The sequence below is a fragment of the Lysinibacillus telephonicus genome (assembly GCF_039654155.1).
GTDB classification, from domain to species: Bacteria; Bacillota; Bacilli; order Bacillales_A; family Planococcaceae; genus Ureibacillus; species Ureibacillus telephonicus.
The window spans coordinates 1,986,777-2,005,490 of the sequence record NZ_CP155468.1; the positions used below are offsets into that span (position 1 = coordinate 1,986,777).

15 protein-coding genes, 1 pseudogene and 1 riboswitch are annotated in these 18,714 nt (G+C 35.7%); of the genes and pseudogenes, 10 read left to right on the forward strand and 6 right to left on the reverse strand.

Annotated elements, in window-relative coordinates; genetic code table 11:
• Positions 1–96: 96 nt before the first annotated feature.
• Both MKY04_RS09475 and MKY04_RS09480 read right to left on the reverse strand, forming a co-directional pair.
• Positions 97–468, reverse strand: a complete 372-nt coding sequence (locus MKY04_RS09475) for a RidA family protein (RefSeq protein WP_126296035.1) — start codon at positions 466–468, stop codon at positions 97–99.
• The gene (locus MKY04_RS09480) at positions 465–1,424 is read right to left on the reverse strand and encodes a threonine ammonia-lyase (RefSeq protein ID WP_126296034.1); all 960 of its coding nucleotides are present in this window, start codon (positions 1,422–1,424) and stop codon (positions 465–467) included. The genes MKY04_RS09475 and MKY04_RS09480 overlap by 4 nt, the downstream gene beginning before the upstream one ends.
• Before the next feature lie 172 nt (positions 1,425–1,596).
• Here MKY04_RS09480 and MKY04_RS09485 point away from each other — a divergent pair, with 172 nt between their 5' ends.
• A complete protein-coding gene (locus tag MKY04_RS09485) occupies positions 1,597–2,493 on the forward strand; it encodes a LysR family transcriptional regulator (protein ID WP_346235754.1) in 897 nt (298 codons plus the stop codon).
• A gap of 213 nt (positions 2,494–2,706) precedes the next feature.
• On the opposite strand, the gene MKY04_RS09490 is transcribed toward MKY04_RS09485, so the two are convergent.
• From MKY04_RS09490 to MKY04_RS09500, 3 genes are all read right to left on the reverse strand, one after another.
• Positions 2,707–4,065: an IS1182 family transposase gene (locus MKY04_RS09490; protein WP_346235867.1), complete on the reverse strand. Its 1,359-nt coding sequence runs from the start codon at positions 4,063–4,065 to the stop codon at positions 2,707–2,709.
• A 276-nt stretch (positions 4,066–4,341) separates the two neighbouring features.
• The gene (locus tag MKY04_RS09495; RefSeq protein ID WP_346235755.1) at positions 4,342–6,786 is read right to left on the reverse strand and encodes a heavy metal translocating P-type ATPase; all 2,445 of its coding nucleotides are present in this window, start codon (positions 6,784–6,786) and stop codon (positions 4,342–4,344) included.
• 11 nt (positions 6,787–6,797) lie between these two features.
• Complete coding sequence (locus MKY04_RS09500) at positions 6,798–7,118, reverse strand: ArsR/SmtB family transcription factor (RefSeq protein ID WP_126295806.1); 321 nt, start codon at positions 7,116–7,118, stop codon at positions 6,798–6,800.
• A gap of 594 nt (positions 7,119–7,712) precedes the next feature.
• Here MKY04_RS09500 and MKY04_RS09505 point away from each other — a divergent pair.
• The 6 genes from MKY04_RS09505 (at position 7,713) to MKY04_RS09530 (ending at position 13,994) form a co-directional block, all read left to right on the forward strand.
• Positions 7,713–8,699: an arsenic resistance protein gene (locus tag MKY04_RS09505; protein WP_346235756.1), complete on the forward strand. Its 987-nt coding sequence runs from the start codon at positions 7,713–7,715 to the stop codon at positions 8,697–8,699.
• A gap of 88 nt (positions 8,700–8,787) precedes the next feature.
• A riboswitch (cobalamin riboswitch) is annotated at positions 8,788–8,981 on the forward strand.
• Positions 8,982–9,178: 197 nt separating this feature from the next.
• Positions 9,179–10,726 (forward strand): ABC transporter substrate-binding protein, encoded by a 1,548-nt coding sequence (locus MKY04_RS09510; RefSeq protein WP_126295808.1) that lies wholly within the window; start codon positions 9,179–9,181, stop codon positions 10,724–10,726.
• 9 nt (positions 10,727–10,735) lie between these two features.
• Complete coding sequence (gene nikB / locus MKY04_RS09515; protein WP_126295809.1) at positions 10,736–11,665, forward strand: nickel ABC transporter permease; 930 nt, start codon at positions 10,736–10,738, stop codon at positions 11,663–11,665.
• 7 nt (positions 11,666–11,672) lie between these two features.
• Complete coding sequence (gene nikC / locus MKY04_RS09520) at positions 11,673–12,500, forward strand: nickel transporter permease (protein WP_126295810.1); 828 nt, start codon at positions 11,673–11,675, stop codon at positions 12,498–12,500.
• A 4-nt stretch (positions 12,501–12,504) separates the two neighbouring features.
• A complete protein-coding gene (locus tag MKY04_RS09525; protein WP_126295811.1) occupies positions 12,505–13,218 on the forward strand; it encodes an ABC transporter ATP-binding protein in 714 nt (237 codons plus the stop codon).
• Positions 13,215–13,994: an ABC transporter ATP-binding protein gene (locus MKY04_RS09530; protein ID WP_126295812.1), complete on the forward strand. Its 780-nt coding sequence runs from the start codon at positions 13,215–13,217 to the stop codon at positions 13,992–13,994. The genes MKY04_RS09525 and MKY04_RS09530 overlap by 4 nt, the downstream gene beginning before the upstream one ends.
• A 601-nt stretch (positions 13,995–14,595) precedes the next feature.
• Here the strand turns inward: MKY04_RS09530 and MKY04_RS09535 are convergent.
• Positions 14,596–14,691: pseudogene (locus MKY04_RS09535) on the reverse strand (cyclic pyranopterin monophosphate synthase MoaC); the annotation flags it as partial.
• A gap of 324 nt (positions 14,692–15,015) precedes the next feature.
• Here MKY04_RS09535 and MKY04_RS09540 point away from each other — a divergent pair.
• Genes MKY04_RS09540 through MKY04_RS09550 form a run of 3 tightly spaced genes read left to right on the forward strand, consistent with a single transcriptional unit; the run spans position 15,016 to position 18,687 of the window.
• Positions 15,016–15,921, forward strand: coding sequence for an FAD binding domain-containing protein (locus tag MKY04_RS09540; protein WP_126295813.1), 906 nt, complete (start codon positions 15,016–15,018; stop codon positions 15,919–15,921).
• Positions 15,911–18,169: a xanthine dehydrogenase subunit D gene (pucD, locus tag MKY04_RS09545; protein ID WP_126295814.1), complete on the forward strand. Its 2,259-nt coding sequence runs from the start codon at positions 15,911–15,913 to the stop codon at positions 18,167–18,169. Before MKY04_RS09540 ends, pucD begins: the two co-directional genes overlap by 11 nt.
• A complete protein-coding gene (locus MKY04_RS09550; RefSeq protein ID WP_126295815.1) occupies positions 18,160–18,687 on the forward strand; it encodes a (2Fe-2S)-binding protein in 528 nt (175 codons plus the stop codon). Before pucD ends, MKY04_RS09550 begins: the two co-directional genes overlap by 10 nt.
• Positions 18,688–18,714 lie beyond the last annotated feature (27 nt).

Consider the following 18,714-nt stretch of genomic DNA (forward strand, 5'->3'; position numbering starts at 1 on the left):
CATCAACAGGGCAGATCGTGGTTTACGAGAATATTTTATTAAAAAGACCGAGTATAATTTAATAATCGGTGATGGATAAGAAATTTTTGCCTTTTCCTACTTAGACAATTCAGCAATGGCTTCTATTTCTATTCGACATCCATTACTTAATTCATGTATTGGAATAATAGCGCGTGCAGGTTTATGATTACCAAAAAATTGACTGTAAACAACATTTACAGGGCCCCAATCATCAGCTGTAATAATATATACTCTGCACATAACTACCTGTTCCTTTGTACAACCTGCATCATGTAAAACTGTTTCCAACTTCTTTAAAGCCATTTTTGTTTCGGCTTCAATTCCTCCTATTACAGGCATACCTGTGTTAGGATCAGCTGATGTTTGACCAGAAACATAGACTGTGTTTCCACTAATCATCGCAGGACTGTAATGACCTCGGGGTGAGGAACTTGCAACTGCTCTCATATACTCATCTCCTCAAATTTACTAAATTGATCCATTCCAATATTCCCTCCTGAAATAAACAACACAACTTTATCATTAGGATTAAATTTAACGCTGCCTTGCAAGAAGGCTCCTAAGGTGATACAAGAAGAAATTTCCGCTAATAATTTTCCCTTCGTTAAAAATAACTTCGTAGCTTTAAGAATATTTTCTTCATCTACTGTGACAATCTCATCAACATATTTTTCTACAATAGGATAATTACGTTCACCTGGCTTTAATGTTTGTAACCCATCAGCTACAGACTTTGATTCTGGAGGCAATGTAACGGGATGACCTACTGCCAAACTATTACTATAGCGAGCTACTAGTGTAGGTTCCACTCCAATAATTTTCACTTGAGGCTTTGTTTCTTTAACTGCTGTAGATAAACCTGCAAGTAATCCACCTCCACCAACTGGCACAATAATCGTATCTACATTTGACAGTTGTTCCAGTATTTCTAAACCTGCAGTGCCTTGGCCAGCAATAACTTCATTATCGTCAAATGGTGAAATAAAACTCCAATAATTTTCTTCACTTAGTTTATTAGCCACATTAAATCTTTCTGAAGGAACACTGAAAATGACTTCCGCTCCATAGGATTGAATTCCTTCAACTTTAATTTTCGGTGTATTTTTTGGGACGACAACGTGAGCCTTCGTACCGAGCAGTTTTGCCGCATAAGCAATCGCTTTTCCATGGTTTCCTGATGAAGCTGTAATAATGCCTCTTTCTAAAACATCTTCCGGCAAGGCTAATAATGCATTAAGAGCACCCCGGATTTTAAATGAATTGGTTTTTTGTAAAGACTCCATTTTGGCAAATACTTTACAACCTAAATATTCATCTAGGTCATTCAATGGAAGGAGAGGAGTTTTATGGATATAGGGAGCAATACGGTTTTGAGCTTCGTGAATTGCTTTAATACTAATCATGATTCAACCTCCAAACGTCAGAATATTTTATACAACTTATTAAATCTATCTAAATACTACAGTTCCAATGAATATATGTAAAATGATTATTTTTGCAATTAAATATGCAGAAAATCGATATTATAGTAAAATATACAAAAGTTAATTTATTAAAAGAAGTTAGGTTGGTTCTATGGATATTAAAGATATTAAAATATTTTTGGAAATAAACAATTGTCGTAATATTAGTACAGCTGCACGTACTTTGTTTTTAACTCAATCAACAGTTAGCAGAAGACTTTCAATGTTGGAAAAAGAACTAAATGTCAAACTATTTTCCAGAGGAAAGGGACATGACACAGTTCAGTTAACTCTAGCCGGTGAACGATTTTTAATAATAGCTGAACAAATATTAGCTTTATCTATCGAAGTGAACTCAATAGAAGAAAATAAATTAATTCAACATTTATCAGTAGCTGTTCCTGATAGTTTGGCTTCTTATATGTTGAGAGATTTTTTTAGACAATTATCACGAGAAAACCCTAATTTGAAATTAGAAATCATAGTTTCTGATTCAAACCCAACTTATGAAATGGTTGCTAATCGAGAGGTAGATATAGGATTAACTAATGGGGAGGCACCTTATCCGGAATTAAATTCAAAGCTGGTATTTAAAGAAGATTTTGTTGTAATGAGAAAGGGTAACAAAGATTCCTTTTCTCAATTAGTACATCCTTCTGAATTAAAATCAGGTAATGAGATTTATCAATTTTTTGGATCTGATTTCAATCGTTGGCATGATTATTGGTGGAAGCCTGGATTTGCAAAGTTGCGGGTGAATTTAGCGCAACTTACTGTAGAATTTTTAAATGAAGAGGAAGATTGGGCGATATTGCCAGAGTCTGTAGCAAGCACATTACTTCCAGAAGATTGTTATTTATCATACATATCGGATTCTCCTCCAGAACGTTCTTGTTTTTTTGTAACTCATAAAAAACCACGTACTGACAGAGTTGCTGCAATTCAAAAATTTAACAGGCGATTACAAGTATATATAAAAGAACAAATAAATAATAAAAGTAATAGTTAAATTTTGTTCAAGAAACTTAAAGTAGGGGAGGGTAGCTTTATCTAGAAAGAACACTTTTATGTAAAAAGAGATGTCTCTTATCCAGAGACATCTCAGGTTGTTGACAAAAGACCTTCAGAATGGGCTTATTCTGAAGGTCTTTTGTAATTTTAATAGATTATTGGGTATTTAACCGACTTATTTGGGGTAAAAACACTCTTCGAGTATTATATTTTAGGCCATTTCTGAAGCTTGCCACGTCCAATTAGCAAGCTTTTTTAAATTCATGGCAGCAAAAGTAAGCATCGCCTGCATAGACAATTTTTTAATTCCACGTAGGGTTGTCCATCGCATACCATGCTTTTCTTTTGCATCTGCAAAGACACGTTCAATCGTTTCTTTACGTCTAGCATATATTTGTTTGATATCACTTTGATGACGAAGATGATCCGCTTCCTCTACATGATGTGCCCAAATATGACGTTCAATGATTTTTCTGTGATCCTTACTACTTGTACATTGAGTAAGTAAAGGACAGTTTACACACTGAGTAGGGTTTGATTTATATTGGCGTTTCCCATCTTTAGTCGTTGTCGTATATTTAAGGACTTGCCCTTCCGGGCAAAGATAGCAATCATAATACTCATCATAGACATATTCATGTTTGCGTAAAAATCCATCCTTTGTTTTTGGTCGTGTATAAGGAAGTGCTGGTTGAATATCATGTTCAAATAAGAATTTAGTAATCGCAGGTGTTTTATAAGCAGCATCGGCAGCAACAGCAAGTGGCTTTTTCACTTTTTCCATTACCTTTTCAACAAGTGGTTGAAGCATATGACTATCATGAACATTACCAGGTGTCACAATTGATCCGAGTATAAATCCATAGCGGTCAGCTGCCGCATGAAATGAGTAAGCAAACTGCTTAGTTCGTTCATCTTTTACATAGTAGCCACTTTCAGGGTCTGTCGTACTTTCTTTAATTTCCTTTATCTCTTCTTTTTCAAATTTATCTGGTGGGAATGGTTTCTTCCCATGGTCAATCCGATCTTGATTCAATTCTTCTTGAAGTTTAGCTTCATATGCCCGAGTCTCTTTACGTACCATCTTCTTCTCGAATTTACGTTTATTCGCACTCGCTTTAACATGCGTTGAATCGATGAAAACATGGTCAGCACTTAGTAATCCTTTATCAGCAATTTCTTTAAGTATTCGATAGAAAATCTGTTCAAAGATATCTGTGTCTTGAAAACGACGTTCATAGTTTTTACCGAAGGTTGAAAAGTGTGGTACTTCTGAATGGAAGCCAAATCCTAAAAACCATCGATACGCCATATTCGTTTCGATTTCTTTTATTGTTTGACGCATTGAACGGATTCCAAATACATATTGAACAAATGTCATTTTGATTAATACGACTGGGTCAACACTCGGGCGACCTAATTTAGAATACAGCGGTTCTACTAGTGGATAGATGAAAGAATAATCAATGGCTGATTCAAGCTTTCTAACAAGATGGTCTTTTGGTACAAGTTCTTCAATCGTAATCATCTCAATTTGATCGCGTTCATTTATTTGATTTTTCGACATCATTTCCATTCACCTCAACGTATATTTAGAAGTAGTTGATTGTAGTGTAGGCGGCGACTCCTGCGGGAAAAGCGTGACGGCCGATACCCCGCAGGAGCGTAGCGACGAGGAGGATTGGCCCACGCCCGCGGAAAGCGTCCGCCGAAACGGAAATCAACTAACTTATTCAAAAAGGGTTATTAATTTTATTTTAAAAGAAAAAAGACTGTAGGCAAACTCGAATTTTCGAGTTTGTCTACAGTCTGAGATGCCTCTTATCCAGAGACATCTCTTTGCAACTTATTCATTAAATTTTAGTATTCTGATTGAATTTAAAATAACAATTAAAGCAGCACCTGTATCACTTAATACGGCCATCCAAAGTGAAAGGATTCCAGGGAAGATTAAGACGAGGGCAGCGACTTTAATAATAATAGAAAACCAAATATTTTGTTTAATGATTCGCAAAGCTTTTCGACTTAATTTTATTGTATGAGGTAGTTTTTCAAGATTATCAGCCATTAATACGATATCGGCTGTCGCCATTGCGGTATCTGTTCCAGCTCCACCCATTGCAATGCCTAAATCTGCTGTTGCGAGTGCTGGAGCATCATTGATGCCGTCACCAACCATTGCTACCTTATGACCTTCAGTTTGTAATTTTTTAATGGTTTCTACTTTATCCTCTGGTAATAACTCTGCAAAATAACGGTTAACATTTGCTTCTGATGCAATTAATTTTGCTGTTTCTTCATTATCTCCAGTCAACATGACGGTTTGCTTAACACCACTTTGTTTTAATGTGTTTAATGTCGATGCAGATGTTTCGCGGAGTGTATCAGAAACTGCGATAATCCCAAAAATCCCTTGTTGCGAACCGATAATCACAACAGATTTACCTTTCCTTTGAATGTCTTGAACAGGTTCAATCACATTATCAAGTGGTATATGGAGATCTTCAAATAATTTTAGATTTCCAGCGTAATAAGTCTCTTCTTGAATAGTCGCTTGAACCCCTTTACCTACAATATTCTTAAATGAATGACCGTTTTTAGGTTGTATCCCTTTTTCATTTGCATAATTCACAATTGATTGTGCAATAGGGTGTGTGGAATATTCTTCTAGAGTGAATGCAATTGAAAGTAATTCCTCTTCAGATTTATTGAAAGTTTTTATTTCAGTTACTTTAGGTTTCCCTTCTGTCAACGTACCAGTTTTATCAAATGCAACGGCGGTGATTGCACCTGCTTTTTCTAAGAACGTTCCACCTTTAATTAAGACACCATTTTTTGCGGCATTCCCAATTGCTGATACGATGGCAACTGGAGTAGAAATAACTAAAGCACAAGGACAAGCTACAACAAGTAGTTCCAAACCTTTATAGAACCACTCATTCCAAGTGCCAAAATTAAGAAGGGGTGGAAGTAACATCATGACTAATGCCACAATGAATACAATTGGTGTATAGATGCTTGCAAATTTATCGACAAAGGCTTCTGTTGGTGCCTTTTTCTCTTGTGCCTCTTCGACTAATTGAATAATTTTTGATATCGTCGTATCTTCTACTAACTTTGTTACCTTAATATCAAGGGAACCGTGTTCGTTGATTGTTCCAGCATAAACAGTATCACCAATCGTCTTATCTACAGGAATTGATTCACCGGTAATTGGCGCTTGATTAATACTAGATTCACCAAGAACAATATCACCATCCAATGGGATCTTTTCGCCAGGTTTCACAACGATAATATCACCAACGCTCACTTCTTCAACCGAAACTTTTGAAATTTCAGTTCCAACTTTAACCCAAGCTTCAGCAGGGGCTAAGTCCATCAAATTACGAATTGAATTTCGAGTACGCTCGATTGATCGATTTTGAAGGTAGTTCCCTATTGCAAATAACCAAACAACGGTTGCGCCCTCAAACCATTCCCCGATAATAGCAGCACCAATAGCTGCAGCAGACATAAGTACATTCATATCCAATGAATGACTTTTTATTGCATAGAAAGCACTTCTAACAGGCTTAACTCCACTAATCACCATTGCAATGGCGTATAGAATGGATGATATTAAAGGAGAGAATCCGGTAAATGATCCGATAAAACCTAAAGATAACAATACACCCGACAAAATCACTGAAGCATTGTCACTAAACATATTTTTTGGGGCCGCGGGTTGATTCTTTACTGATAATGACGCTTTATAACCTATTTTAGAAACTTCAGATATAATTTCCTGAACACTATTCGAATGTTCAATTTTCATTTTTCCCGTAGAGAAGTTTACGTCTACACTTTTCACTGATGGAAGGGTACTTAAGTGTTTTTCTATGCTTTTGGCACAGCTACTACAGTCCATTCCAACAATATTAAATGTTTTTATATTTTTATTTTGGTTTAAAGGTTTTGCAGAAAAGCCAAGTTTTTTGATTTCCGTTTCAATTGGTATTAATGCATCGACACTTTTTGCTGCAACCTGCATTTTCCCTGTGCTGAAATTTACCTTAACTTCAGCAATATCTTTAAGTTTGCTTAATCCTTTTTCAATGGTTACTGCACATGCACCACAATCCATTCCGTGAACTTGATATGTCATTTTTTCTACAGATAGAGAAGAACTTGGAGTTGACTGTTGTTCTAAAGTACTTGAACAATTTGCCTCTTGCGATGAACGGCTAGAACTACAACAATTATTATCCACTGTTTTAGATATGTTTTTTGAGCTACAGCATTCGTTTGCCAATATAATCTCCCCTAATCTATATGACGATCACAACGTGCAACGTCATTTTCTACATCTTCAAGAACAACATCAAACATGGTTAATAAATCTCTTATATGTTGGTTGCGTAAGCTGTAGTAAATGTATTTTCCTTCATTTCTACCCACAATGATTCCACAGCCTTTTAAACAAGCGAGATGTTGTGAAATATTTGACTGATTTCCTTTAAGTTCTTCAACAATTTGAGTAACTGTTTTTTCCTTTTCCTTTATACTTTCAAGAATTTGAATTCTTGTTTTGTTTGAAAATCCATGAATTAACTTAACCTTCATATCATAATCAATATTTTGCATAGAATCACTCCAAATATATATTAGTAAAAACGAATATGTTATGCTATTATCATATTAGCTCTTACTAATATGTGTGTCAAATTTTCTATTCAAACAAACAATTTTATAGAAAATTCAAATGTGACAGGGAGTTCACTTTACTAAACGAATGAGTTCATTCAAGTTTGTATTGTTGCTAAAATTCACTAAGTAGAAAATATCTATCGTTGAAGTGGCTTGTATAATAATCGTTATAGTTTAGGAGGGGAAGTCTTGTTGTGGTTGCTATTTAAAACAACAAAATCAACGCTTTATAATTTAGTTAATAAAGAAGTAGGCTAAAATTGGATCAACCGATATGAAGCTTCGTTTTATTCACTTCAAGAATGTATGATGCATTACTAGGACAACCACTTGAAGGAGAGAGTCATGGCTTCCCAACAAATTATGAAATAGTCGGAGTTTTACTCAAGTCGCGATTATTTATTTTTTTGTTGCGATAGTCGCTGGTTATTACTTATGAAGGGCTTCAACATGTATAAAACATGGTATTTAATGTTGTAAAGAAAAATCGCAGACTTGAATGAAGCATCATAAGTAAGGAAGGATTATGAAGTGAAGATGACAAGAGAAAAGATCGAAAATCATCAAATTTGTATATATGTTTTTTCTTTAATTTTTGGAGGAGTAATAGGCCTATCAAATGAGAGTTTAGCAACTAGTTTAGATTGGATTATCTCACCGCTTATTGCTGTTCTAATGTATGGAATGTTCGCTCAAATTCCATTTTTAAAACTGGGTGAGGCTATTTCAAATCTTAAATTTATCGGTTCGTTGCTAGTAGGGAATTTTATTGCAGTGCCAATAATTGTTTGGATTTTAACAATAATATTTCCTCAGTCGACACCAGTATTATTAGGTGTTTATTTAGTTTTGCTAACTCCATGTATCGATTATGTAATTGTCTTTACTCAACTAGGTAAGGGAAATGAGAAATTAATGTTAGCTTCTACGCCTATTTTATTTGTAGTACAAATGATTTTACTGCCGTTGTATCTATGGTTATTTATAGGTGAAGATATGGTGGGAATAGTCCACGTGGAGCCATTTTTAGAAGCATTTCTATTATTAATAGTTGCTCCATTATTAATAGCTGTTATTACTCAATTGTGGGCTAAAAAGAAGGTTCTAGGAGAAAGAGTTTTACATTCCACAGCATGGCTGCCAGTTCCATTTATGGCGTTAGTATTAATCGCTGTTGTGGCATCGCAAATAGGTAAGGTATATAGTGATTTCGATGTAATTGTACGTGTAATTCCAATTTATTTTCTGTATTTAATTATCACACCATTTGTTTCCCGTTTAATCGCGTTTATATTTAAACTGGATAAGGATGCAGGGAGAGCACTGATTTTTAGTATTGGAACACGAAACTCACTTGTTGTTCTTCCTTTGGCATTAGCTTTACCTGAGTCCTGGGCAAAGATAGCAGCGGCTGTGATTGTAACACAAACCATTGTGGAGTTAATGGGAGAATTAATCTATATGAAGGCAGTACCTAATTTGATATTGAAAGATTCTCCAAAAAATAATATGAGATAAATTAGTTATTATTACAATAGCTAATTCTAATTGCAAAAATAGTAAATTAATTAACATAATTGTTTTATTTTATGGTAGTATATAGAAAACTTCAGAATTTTTAATAGGTGCTATACATATTTTAAGTATGGCTTAAAAGGGAAGATTGGTGAAAATCCAACACGGTTCCCGCCACTGTAATTCAGAGCAACCTGCTTGATGCCACTGTTTTTTGAACAAAACGGGAAGGCGTAGGTTGTGAAGAGGATAAGTCAGGAGACCTGCCTATTTAAATATCACTGAGAGACCTACGGGAGATTAGGGAGGTGGTTGGTTTGCGGATAATACTTCGTCGCTTTTTCGACACTACCTTTTTATCTTTCCAAGGCATTTCTGACCTCTTAAGTTGTCAGAAGTGCTTTTTATTTTGAATTGTTAACAGTTGTACACATGTAAAGTAGCTTGTTATAAACAATTCATTTTTAGGAGGAGAAGAAAAAATGAAGAAATGCTACAAAAGCTTGATTACATGGTTTTACATGGCGCTATGCATTCTTGCGTTAGTAGGGTGCTCAGCTAAAAAAGAAGAACAGGTAGCTGCAACAAGTAAAGAAGAAACTGACAAAACCGCAACTTTAGCGTTTTCTTGGAGTCCATCTGGTTTAGATCCACATAGTGGCGATAGCTGGGAGATAATGCGGTCAGGTGCTGCGGAAACTTTAATTAAATTAAGTGAAGATTTAACTCCTACACCATGGTTGGCAAAATCATGGGAACAAGTGGATGATACAACTTGGTTATTCCAACTGCAGGAGAATGTAACATTCCATAACGGTAAAGCAATGGATGCAACGTCCGTGATGAATTCATTACAACATGCCATTGACAACAACCAAGGAACAAAGGATTTATTAAAAATTAAATCAATGGAAGTTGTATCGGAGTCAGAGCTAAAAATTGAAACTAAGGAAATTAATGCTGCACTAATCTCAAATTTAGCAGACCCAGGCACGACTATCGTAGATGTGGATTCTCTAGATAATAAGGATGGTTATCCAGCGTTTACAGGTGCATATGTTATAAAGCAATTTAACCAAGACGAATCTCTAATTGTTAAGCGCTATGAAGATTATTGGGGAGAAAAGGCAAAACTAGATGAAGTAACAATTAAGTTTATTTCAGACAGTAATACGCGTTTGATGGCTTTACAATCAGGAGAGGTTGATGGAGCAACAGATATTTCAGTTGACAACATTGAAGTCTTAGAAAAAAATGATAACTTTGAAGTTTTAACAGCTCAATCATTACGAACACATTTAGTAATGTACAATATGGAATCTCCATTATTTAAGCAATTAGCTGTACGAAAAGCTGTCGATTCTTTAATTCCACGCCAAGAAATTGTGGATTCTGTTATGAAAGGGCAAGGAACCGCAGCAGTTGGTCCGTTTTCACCAGTATTACCATTTGGACAATTAAGTGAAACAAAGGAAGATCTATCAGTTGACCAATTAATGCAGCAAGACGGTTGGACAAAAAACACGGATGGTATGTGGGAAAAAGACGGAAAAGTCTTTGAAGCTACTTTTTTAACATTCCCACAACGCCCGGAGCTAACAGTGATGGCAGAGGTTATTCAAAGTAAACTACTCGAACACGGGATGAAGGTAAATATTCGCCAAGTAGAAAATATAGACGAAACACTAGTAAATGAAGAATGGGATTTAGCAATGTACAGTATGCTAACAGCTCATACTGGCAGTCCATACTTTTTCTTAGAGGTTTTTTATAAATCAGACAGTCTATCAAACATGAACCATTTTGCATCACAAACAGTCGATGCGTTGATTAATGAATTACATCAGACAACTGATACAGAAAAAAGCACTGAATTAGCAATCCAAATTCAAGGAGAAATTGGAAAAAAAGTACCTCATTCATATATTGTCTATCCAAATACCGTATTTGCAGTAAATAAAGAATTGAGAGGCTTTGAGGCACTGCCAATCGAATACTACTATAATAATGCAAATATCGATAAAGAATAATCGTACGCTATGGTTAAATTTTTATTAGAACGTCTTATACAATTGTTTATTGTTGTTTTTTGCGTTGCAACGGTAACTTTTTTACTAGTTAGAATATCGCCTGGAGATCCAGCAACAATTATGTTGAAAGCTAACGATATTCCTGCTTCAGATGAAGCGATATATGCTTTACGGAGTGAACTAGGCTTAACCAATTCTATTGGTGGACAATATATTGAATGGATACAGCAAATATTTACGGGGAAATGGGGTGTGTCTTTTGTTTCCCAAAAACCTGTGATAAGTGAGTTGTTTGCAAGATTGCCAGCTACGATAGAACTTGCATTAGCAGGGCTTGGCATTATGTTAGCAGTGACGATAATTTTAGGAATCTCTACGGCTATTTATGAAAATGGAGTTGTGGATAAATTAGGGCGTGTTTTAGCACTTCTTGGTTCAGCAATGCCTACATTTTGGCTCGGATTCTTATTTATGTATCTGTTCTCTGTTAGCCTGGGATGGTTGCCATCAATGGGAAGAGGTAGTTGGAAAAACTTAATATTACCTGCAACAACCCTTGGATTAGGTCTAGGTACTGTATATGCACGTGTACTACGTACGCATATGCTGGAAATGTTGCAGCAACCATTTGTAAAGGCATCTAGGGCAAGAGGGATATCGAAAAATAGGATTTTAGTATTTCAAGTATTAAAGCATGCTTTACTGCCAATTGTAACGATGACTGGTACAAGCTTTGCATTCATGCTTGGGGGTAGTATTATTGTAGAATCTATTTTTTCATGGCCAGGTTTAGGACGATATATTGTTGAATCTATTAATATGCGGGATTATCCTGTCATTCAAGGTTACGTTGTTTTTGCTGCTATATTATTTGTAGCAATTCATATGTTAGTAGATTTTATCTATTTAATCATTGATCCACGTTTAAATAGGAGGTAGCCAGGTGATGTTAAAGAGATTGAAGCAAGTAAATATTGGTTTGCTTGTAGGGCTGGTTATCCTATTAAGTATTTCTTTGTTGGGATTATTTGCACCATGGATTGCGCCTCATGATCCTTTGGCAGTTAATTTAGCTGCTAGATTACAGTCACCGAGTTGGACTTATCCTTTCGGTACTGATCATCTAGGGCGTTGTATCTTATCTCGTATTATATATGGCATAAGAATAAGTGCTACATCTGCTTTAATTATTATGTTCTTTACGATGTTGATTAGTGTTCCAATCGCACTGTTAACAGGATATGTTCGAGGGCGTTCAGATAATTTTATGATGCGAATCATCGATAGCACTTTAGCTATTCCAGATATTGTACTAACGATAGCCATTGTGGGATTATTAGGGCCTGGCTTAGTAAATATGATTTTCGCTATTGTAGTGGTACGTTGGGCAAGCTATGTACGCTTTATTCGGAGTCTTGTTATAAAAATATCTCAAGAGGATTATATTTTCTCGGCTAGAATGGCTGGGAATTCTCATTTTCGTATTTTAAAGCGTTATATACTTCCTCAAATAGCGATGCCTATTCTTGTTTTTAGTGCGCTAGATTTAGGAAAGATTGTTTTAAATATTGCCAGCCTTTCTTTTTTAGGATTAGGTTCTCAGCCGCCAACGCCTGAATGGGGTGCTATGTTAAATGATGCGACAGATTATTTTCAAATTTCCCCATACGTTATGTTCTTTCCTGGTTTAGCAATTGTATTGTTTGTTTTATCTTGCCAATTAGTAAGTGAAAGACTTGGGAAACACGACATAACTTTTAGTAAGGAGGTATGAGGTTTTGGATAGAAGCCCCTTATTGAAGGTTGACCATTTAGAAGTTACATATAAACAAAAACAACAGCGGAAAGTAATTATACAAGATGTATCATTTAAGTTATATCCAGGAGAAATGGTTGCAATGACTGGAAAAAGTGGTGCAGGTAAAAGTGTTATTGCACATGCATTAGTTGGATTGTTAGACAAAGGATTAAGTGTAACAAAAGGTCAAATTCTATTTGAAGGTAAAAATATTATACAATTTAATGAGAAGCAATTCGAAAATTTAAGACGAGAGAATATAGCGATGATGATTCAACATTCATTAAACGGATTAGATCCGATTAGGTTAGTAAAAAAGCAGATGTTGGAAACTATTCGACATAGAAAAGTAGGCTCAAAAAAAGAAGTTGAACAGCTTTTACTTAACTTGCTAACTCAAGTCGGTTTCAAAGAACCTGAAGAAGTTCTTGATTCATATCCGTTTGAGCTTAGTGGAGGGATGAGGCAGCGAGTATTGTTAGCGATGATGTTAAGTTTACAGCCGAAAATACTAATTGCTGACGAACCAACAACTGCTCTTGATATAGTGAACCGTGAAAAAATACTAGAGTTATTAAAACAATTACAGTGTAACCTTGGATTAACAATACTTCTCATTTCACATGATGAAAACAGTGTGAATAAATATGCAGACCGTGTCGTTCATATGAATGAAGGAGGAGTGCTTTTATGACATTGCTAGAATTAAAGCAAGTTACAAAAGAATATCCTTTACGATTAAGAAGAGGGAATATAAAGAAAAAAGTCGCTGTTAAAAATGTTAGCTTTGCAATTTCAAAAGGTGAGTGTCTTGCATTGGTTGGTGAGAGTGGAAGCGGGAAAAGTACCATTGCAAAATGTATTATGCGAATTGAAAAAATAACTTCCGGAAAGGTTCTATGGAAGGGGCACAACATCCATACAAAAGAATTGAAAGATTTTACGTTGTATAAAAACATTCAAATGGTAATGCAGGATTCTTCAGCGTCATTGCATCCTAAAATGTGTATTAAAGAAATACTAGCAGAGCCCATTCGAAATTTCTTTCCAGATGAAAGGGATTGGCTTGAAGAATGTATTAAACTATTGCATTTAGTTGGTTTGGACAAGTCACATTTGAAGTATTTTCCCAATCAATTGAGTGGTGGGCAAAAGCAACGTGTATGTATTGCTAAAGCGTTAGCTGTTAAGCCAGAGCTGATTATTTTTGATGAATCCATTGCAAGTTTAGATAGTAATTCACAAAAGTCGATTTTAGAAATTTTGAAAAGGATCCAAATCCAAGATGGGCTTAGTTATCTATTTATTACACATGATTTACAATCCACTAAGCAATTTTGTGATCGTGTAGCGGTAATGTACCAAGGGGAAATTGTAGAGAGTTTCACGTATTGGGAACGTGAACAACTTACTCACCCTTACTCACAACTACTGTTTGATACAATGAATAATTCTAATACCTCATTCTGAACAAAAGGAAGATATATTATTATACAAGCTATAACATTAAAAAATGGGAATATGTTATAACTAATTGCATTTCAAATTTAACAACTTTATTTTTACTTAAATGTTATGTAACAACAATCGATTAATTTATTTACTTTAATAAATTGTGACCTATGGTGCAATTAATCTGAGTATATTTTTAGAGGCTGGGACAAAACTAAAAGACGCCATTTTTCTTGATGAGAAAAATGACGTTTTTTTGCTAAGTGGGAAATTGATTTCCGTTCCGGGGATGCGCATCCAGGGCTGGCCCAGAGCCTCCTCGTCGCTACACTCCTGCGGGATTTCGAGTCACGGGCTGTTCCCGCAGGAAGCTTTGTACCTGACGCTTCGCTTTCGGTACAGAAAAACATTGCTCTGTAGCGAAAGGCGCAGCCGGCAGCTACACTCGCCCCTTCACTCCAATCAATTTTCAAAAATTATCAAATTCTTATTAATGATAAAAGCGAATTTTTACAAAAAATCCACTTATGTCCCAGCCCCTTTGTTTGTTTTTATGCTTGTTTCAGAAACTCATCTTCTTAAAATAAGGAAAATCTATTTAGGCTTCCTTTCCCGTTAGTTATTCTCGAATATAGTCTCCGTTTTTTCCTCCTGTTTTTTCAGTAACAATTATCCTGTTTTTATTAGCAGCTTTGCAATTATAATATTTTGTTATACAAAACCTAAAGGTAAAAGGCTTGCAAATAAGTATAGATTGTTTATTGATATAAGATTTTGTGTAAGATTTTATAACGCATTTTAGTTAACTATTTGTCTTTTTAGTTATTTTCACTAAAAATATTTTGAAAATTGGGAAAAAATATTAATGACAATTGAAAATCCCCTTGTTATTATGTTAGATAATGTTACATGAATTACATTTATAGTGCCTATCATCCAAAATTTCGCTTCTTTTACTCCAAATTCAACCTACAAGCTTAGAATCACATCATTTTATCCAATTACGTTTTAAATACATATTTAGAGGAGGTTTTCACAAATGGTATATCAATTTGATGGATTAGAACCAAAAACTCCTTTTATTTGGATGCCAGTAACTGTCGAAGAGGCTATTGACCTAAAAAAACAGTTTGGTATAGAGGCGGAGTTTGCTTCTGGTGCAACATTATTGCAACTTCAATGGATGAATGGCCGGAAAATGGCCCAACATCTTATCAGTCTTGAACAAATATCTTCATTAAAGGAAGTTAAATTGAAGAATAATGTTTTATCCATTGGAGCATTAACAACTTTAGGAAGCTATCAAAATAATTCACTTATAAAAGAAAATGTTATTTTATGCAACGCATTGAAAACAATCGCCGCTCCAGCTGTTCGAAATCGTGGAACAATTGGAGGAAATGTAATGGGAGGAATAGGTGATCTAATTCCTTTGTTATTAGCGATGGAAGCAAAATTGTATATTCAGGGACCAAATAGTTCCATAATAGTTGACCTTTGGGATTGGCTGCAAAATAAACAGATTACAGGAAATGAACTATTGGTAAAGATTGAATTGCCAGTTGAAGTAAATGAAAAAACATGCTTTTCATTTTATCGAAAAATAGGTCGAAGAGAAACGTTTACTGCAGCAATATTAACAGTATCCGGAAAAATCAAGTGGGATGAAAAAGGTGTTTTAAATATTGTAAGGCTTGCTGTTGGGGGAGGAGACAACGAACCTAAACGATTGGAAAAAACAGAGCAATTGCTAAATGGCAAAACAGGTGAAGAAATCAATTGGAAAGCAGTTTATTCATCGATAACAAATGAATTTAATGCAGTTGAGGATAGTTTTATATCAAGTGAATACCGAAAGAAAATAGCTGCTAATCTCATTGTTGCTGAGCTAAAAAGCAAATTAACAATTAGTAGCCAAGGAGAGGGTCATATATATGAAATCTAACATTGTTGAAAAAGAAGGTAGAGTACGACCTGACGGCTACTCTAAAGTAACAGGCAATCTAAAATATTTAACGGATTTGACTTTTCCGAACATGCTTTATGGCAAAGTGTTAAGAAGCCCATATCCGCATGCCAAAATTATTTCGATTAACACAGATAAAGCAATAAAATTACCTGGAGTCGAAGCTGTACTTACATATAACGATGTTCCAGGCATGAACCGTTTTGGAATTATTGTTGCAGACCAGCCTGTACTTTGTGAAGATAAGGTCCGTTATATTGGAGACGCTGTTGCTTGTGTTGCTGCACATTCCATTCAAGCGGCAGAAAATGCGTTAAAACTAATTGAAGTAATTTACGAGGAATTACCGATAATTGACTCTCCAGAACAAGCTTTAAAACCACAAGCATTCAAGCTTCATGTTGGAGGGAATATTTGCCACCAAGCGATGTTTAGCGAAGGAAATATACAACAAGCATTTGAACAGTGTGAAGCTATAGTAGAAGAAACATATGAAGTTCCTAGACAATTACATGCTTATATGGAAACTGAAGGTGGAGTTGTCGTACCAGAAAATGACGGTGCGATTACAGTCTACGCAGGAACGCAGCACGGCTATCGAGATCGTTTCCAACTATCAAGAATACTAGGGTTGCCGGAAAAGATGATTCGAATTGTGTCTAGTCCTATGGGCGGTTCCTTCGGTGGTAAAGATGAATTGAACATACAGCCTTATGCTGCACTCCTTGCGTTAGCAACTAAGAGACCTGTGAAAATCCACAATTCCAGAACGGAATCATTTAAAACAAGCATCAAACGACATCCGATGAAAATTACAGTAAAAACTGGAACTAATCGTACAGGAAAAATATTGGCTCATCAAGTAAAAATCATTGCTGATAAGGGCGCTTATACAACTTTAGGGCCTGCAGTATTAGATTTTTCAATAGAACATGCAGCTGGTCCATACATTATTCCTAATATTGAAACAGAAGGTGTTTCAGTATTTACAAATAATGGCGTGTCTGGTGAGTTTAGAGGTTTTGGCGGCAATCAAATAACCTTTGCACTAGAGAGCCAGTTAGATCGTCTAGCGGAGTTATTGCAAATAGATCCAATTGAAATTCGAAAAATAAACTTAAGAAAAGCTACTGATAAAGGTCCATTAGGTCAGCGTATTGCCCCTACAGATGGTGCTGCACAAGTTTTGAACGGTATTCAGAAGCTGTATGAAAAAACTAATAAGCAATATTCAAATTCTCAATGGAAGCGTTACGGAACAGGTATTGCCATAGCTATGCACGGTGGTGGTCTTGGTTTTGGACGTTTGGATAGTGCAGGGGGAAGACTTTCATTAAATAAAGAAGGACAAATTGAAATTTCATTCGGTTTTGAAGAATGTGGTCAAGGTCTCCTATCTGTAATTGAGAACCTAGTTGTCGAGGAGATTGGATGTAGTAAGGAAGATGTAAAAATAGTTATTGGCGATACAGCAGTTGTTCCATCATCTGGTTCGATAACAGCTTCCCGCGGTACGAGCGTCGTTTGGCAATCACTTCAAAAATTGAAAGATCCATTTAAGCAAAAAATACTTCATCATGCAGGTAAAATGCTTCATTTACCTGAACAAAGCTTATACCTAGGACCAGGTGGTGTTTGGTGTTTTGAGAAGCAAGCTGGTCCTTGTCTTACGTACAAAGAATGTGTGGAGCAATTAATAGATAATACTGTTGAAACAAGTTTTCATTTTCCTGTAACACCTGATGCAATAAGTGGCGGGCATTTCCTATATTCCTTTGGAGGAGTCAAAGTGGATGTAGAGGTGGATTTACTAACTGGCAAGGTGAAGGTTTTATCTATTGATCATGTTGTTTCTGCAGGTCCTGTTATAAGTCCGCATGGCTACCGAGGACAAATTGAAGGCGGAGGAATAATGTCGCTTGGATATACACTTTTAGAGGAAGCAAAAATGAAGGATGCACAATATGTAGCTCAAAACTTTGATTCTTATTTAATTCCAAATATTGCAGAAGTTCCGTTTGAGACAAATGTTTACGCCATAGAAGAATTGTATGAGGGAGATTCCTATGGTCCAAGAGGTGTTGGTGAGATTGGAACGATTGCCATAACGCCTGCCATTGTTAAAGCTGTTCATGATGCAATTGGATGCTGGGTATCAAAACTGCCGATTTCTTCAGAGGAAATACTTGAGCACATTGAATCGAGGGGGATGCTTGAATGGATATGAAAAATAGGGTAATCGATAATCCTTTTACTTTAAATGAAGGCCAAACGATAGCACTAAAATTAACTATTAATGACGAACAATATGAATTACAGGTTAATCCAACAATAAAGCTTATTAACCTATTACGAGATCATCTAAACTTGATAGGGCCAAAAGTGTCATGTGGAATTGGCCGATGTGGTGCATGCTCAGTATTTGTAGATGGCGTATTAGTGAATGCATGTTTGCTTATGGCTTATCAAGTAAATGGTAAACATATTACAACGATTGAAGGATTGGTTGGGGTGACGATTGATGAGGTTCAACAAGCATTTTTAAAAGAGGGAGGCTTTCAATGCGGCTATTGTACTTCAGGTATGATTATGACCGTAAAATCTCTATTATCGACTAATCCTGATCCAACAGAGGCAGATATTAAAGAGGCATTGGCAGGGAATTTATGCCGTTGTACAGGATACGGTGGAATTATACGAGCAATTCAAAGTTTAGCTAAATCTAAAGTGGCAGTACAAGAGTGATAACTTATTAGTGAAAGGAGGCCAGAC

Excerpts from the sequence above, each read along its gene's own strand:
- MKY04_RS09475 (WP_126296035.1), bottom strand. The coding sequence starts at position 468 with ATGAGAGCAGTTGCAAGTTCCTCACCCCGAGGTCATTACAGTCCTGCG.
- nikC (WP_126295810.1), top strand. The coding sequence starts at position 11,673 with ATGTTAAAGAGATTGAAGCAAGTAAATATTGGTTTGCTTGTAGGGCTG.
- MKY04_RS09500 (WP_126295806.1), bottom strand. The coding sequence starts at position 7,118 with ATGCAAAATATTGATTATGATATGAAGGTTAAGTTAATTCATGGATTT.
- nikB (WP_126295809.1), top strand. The coding sequence starts at position 10,736 with ATGGTTAAATTTTTATTAGAACGTCTTATACAATTGTTTATTGTTGTT.
- MKY04_RS09485 (WP_346235754.1), top strand. The coding sequence starts at position 1,597 with ATGGATATTAAAGATATTAAAATATTTTTGGAAATAAACAATTGTCGT.
- MKY04_RS09510 (WP_126295808.1), top strand. The coding sequence starts at position 9,179 with ATGAAGAAATGCTACAAAAGCTTGATTACATGGTTTTACATGGCGCTA.
- MKY04_RS09530 (WP_126295812.1), top strand. The coding sequence starts at position 13,215 with ATGACATTGCTAGAATTAAAGCAAGTTACAAAAGAATATCCTTTACGA.
- MKY04_RS09540 (WP_126295813.1), top strand. The coding sequence starts at position 15,016 with ATGGTATATCAATTTGATGGATTAGAACCAAAAACTCCTTTTATTTGG.
- pucD (WP_126295814.1), top strand. The coding sequence starts at position 15,911 with ATGAAATCTAACATTGTTGAAAAAGAAGGTAGAGTACGACCTGACGGC.
- MKY04_RS09490 (WP_346235867.1), bottom strand. The coding sequence starts at position 4,065 with ATGATGTCGAAAAATCAAATAAATGAACGCGATCAAATTGAGATGATT.
- MKY04_RS09550 (WP_126295815.1), top strand. The coding sequence starts at position 18,160 with ATGGATATGAAAAATAGGGTAATCGATAATCCTTTTACTTTAAATGAA.
- MKY04_RS09480 (WP_126296034.1), bottom strand. The coding sequence starts at position 1,424 with ATGATTAGTATTAAAGCAATTCACGAAGCTCAAAACCGTATTGCTCCC.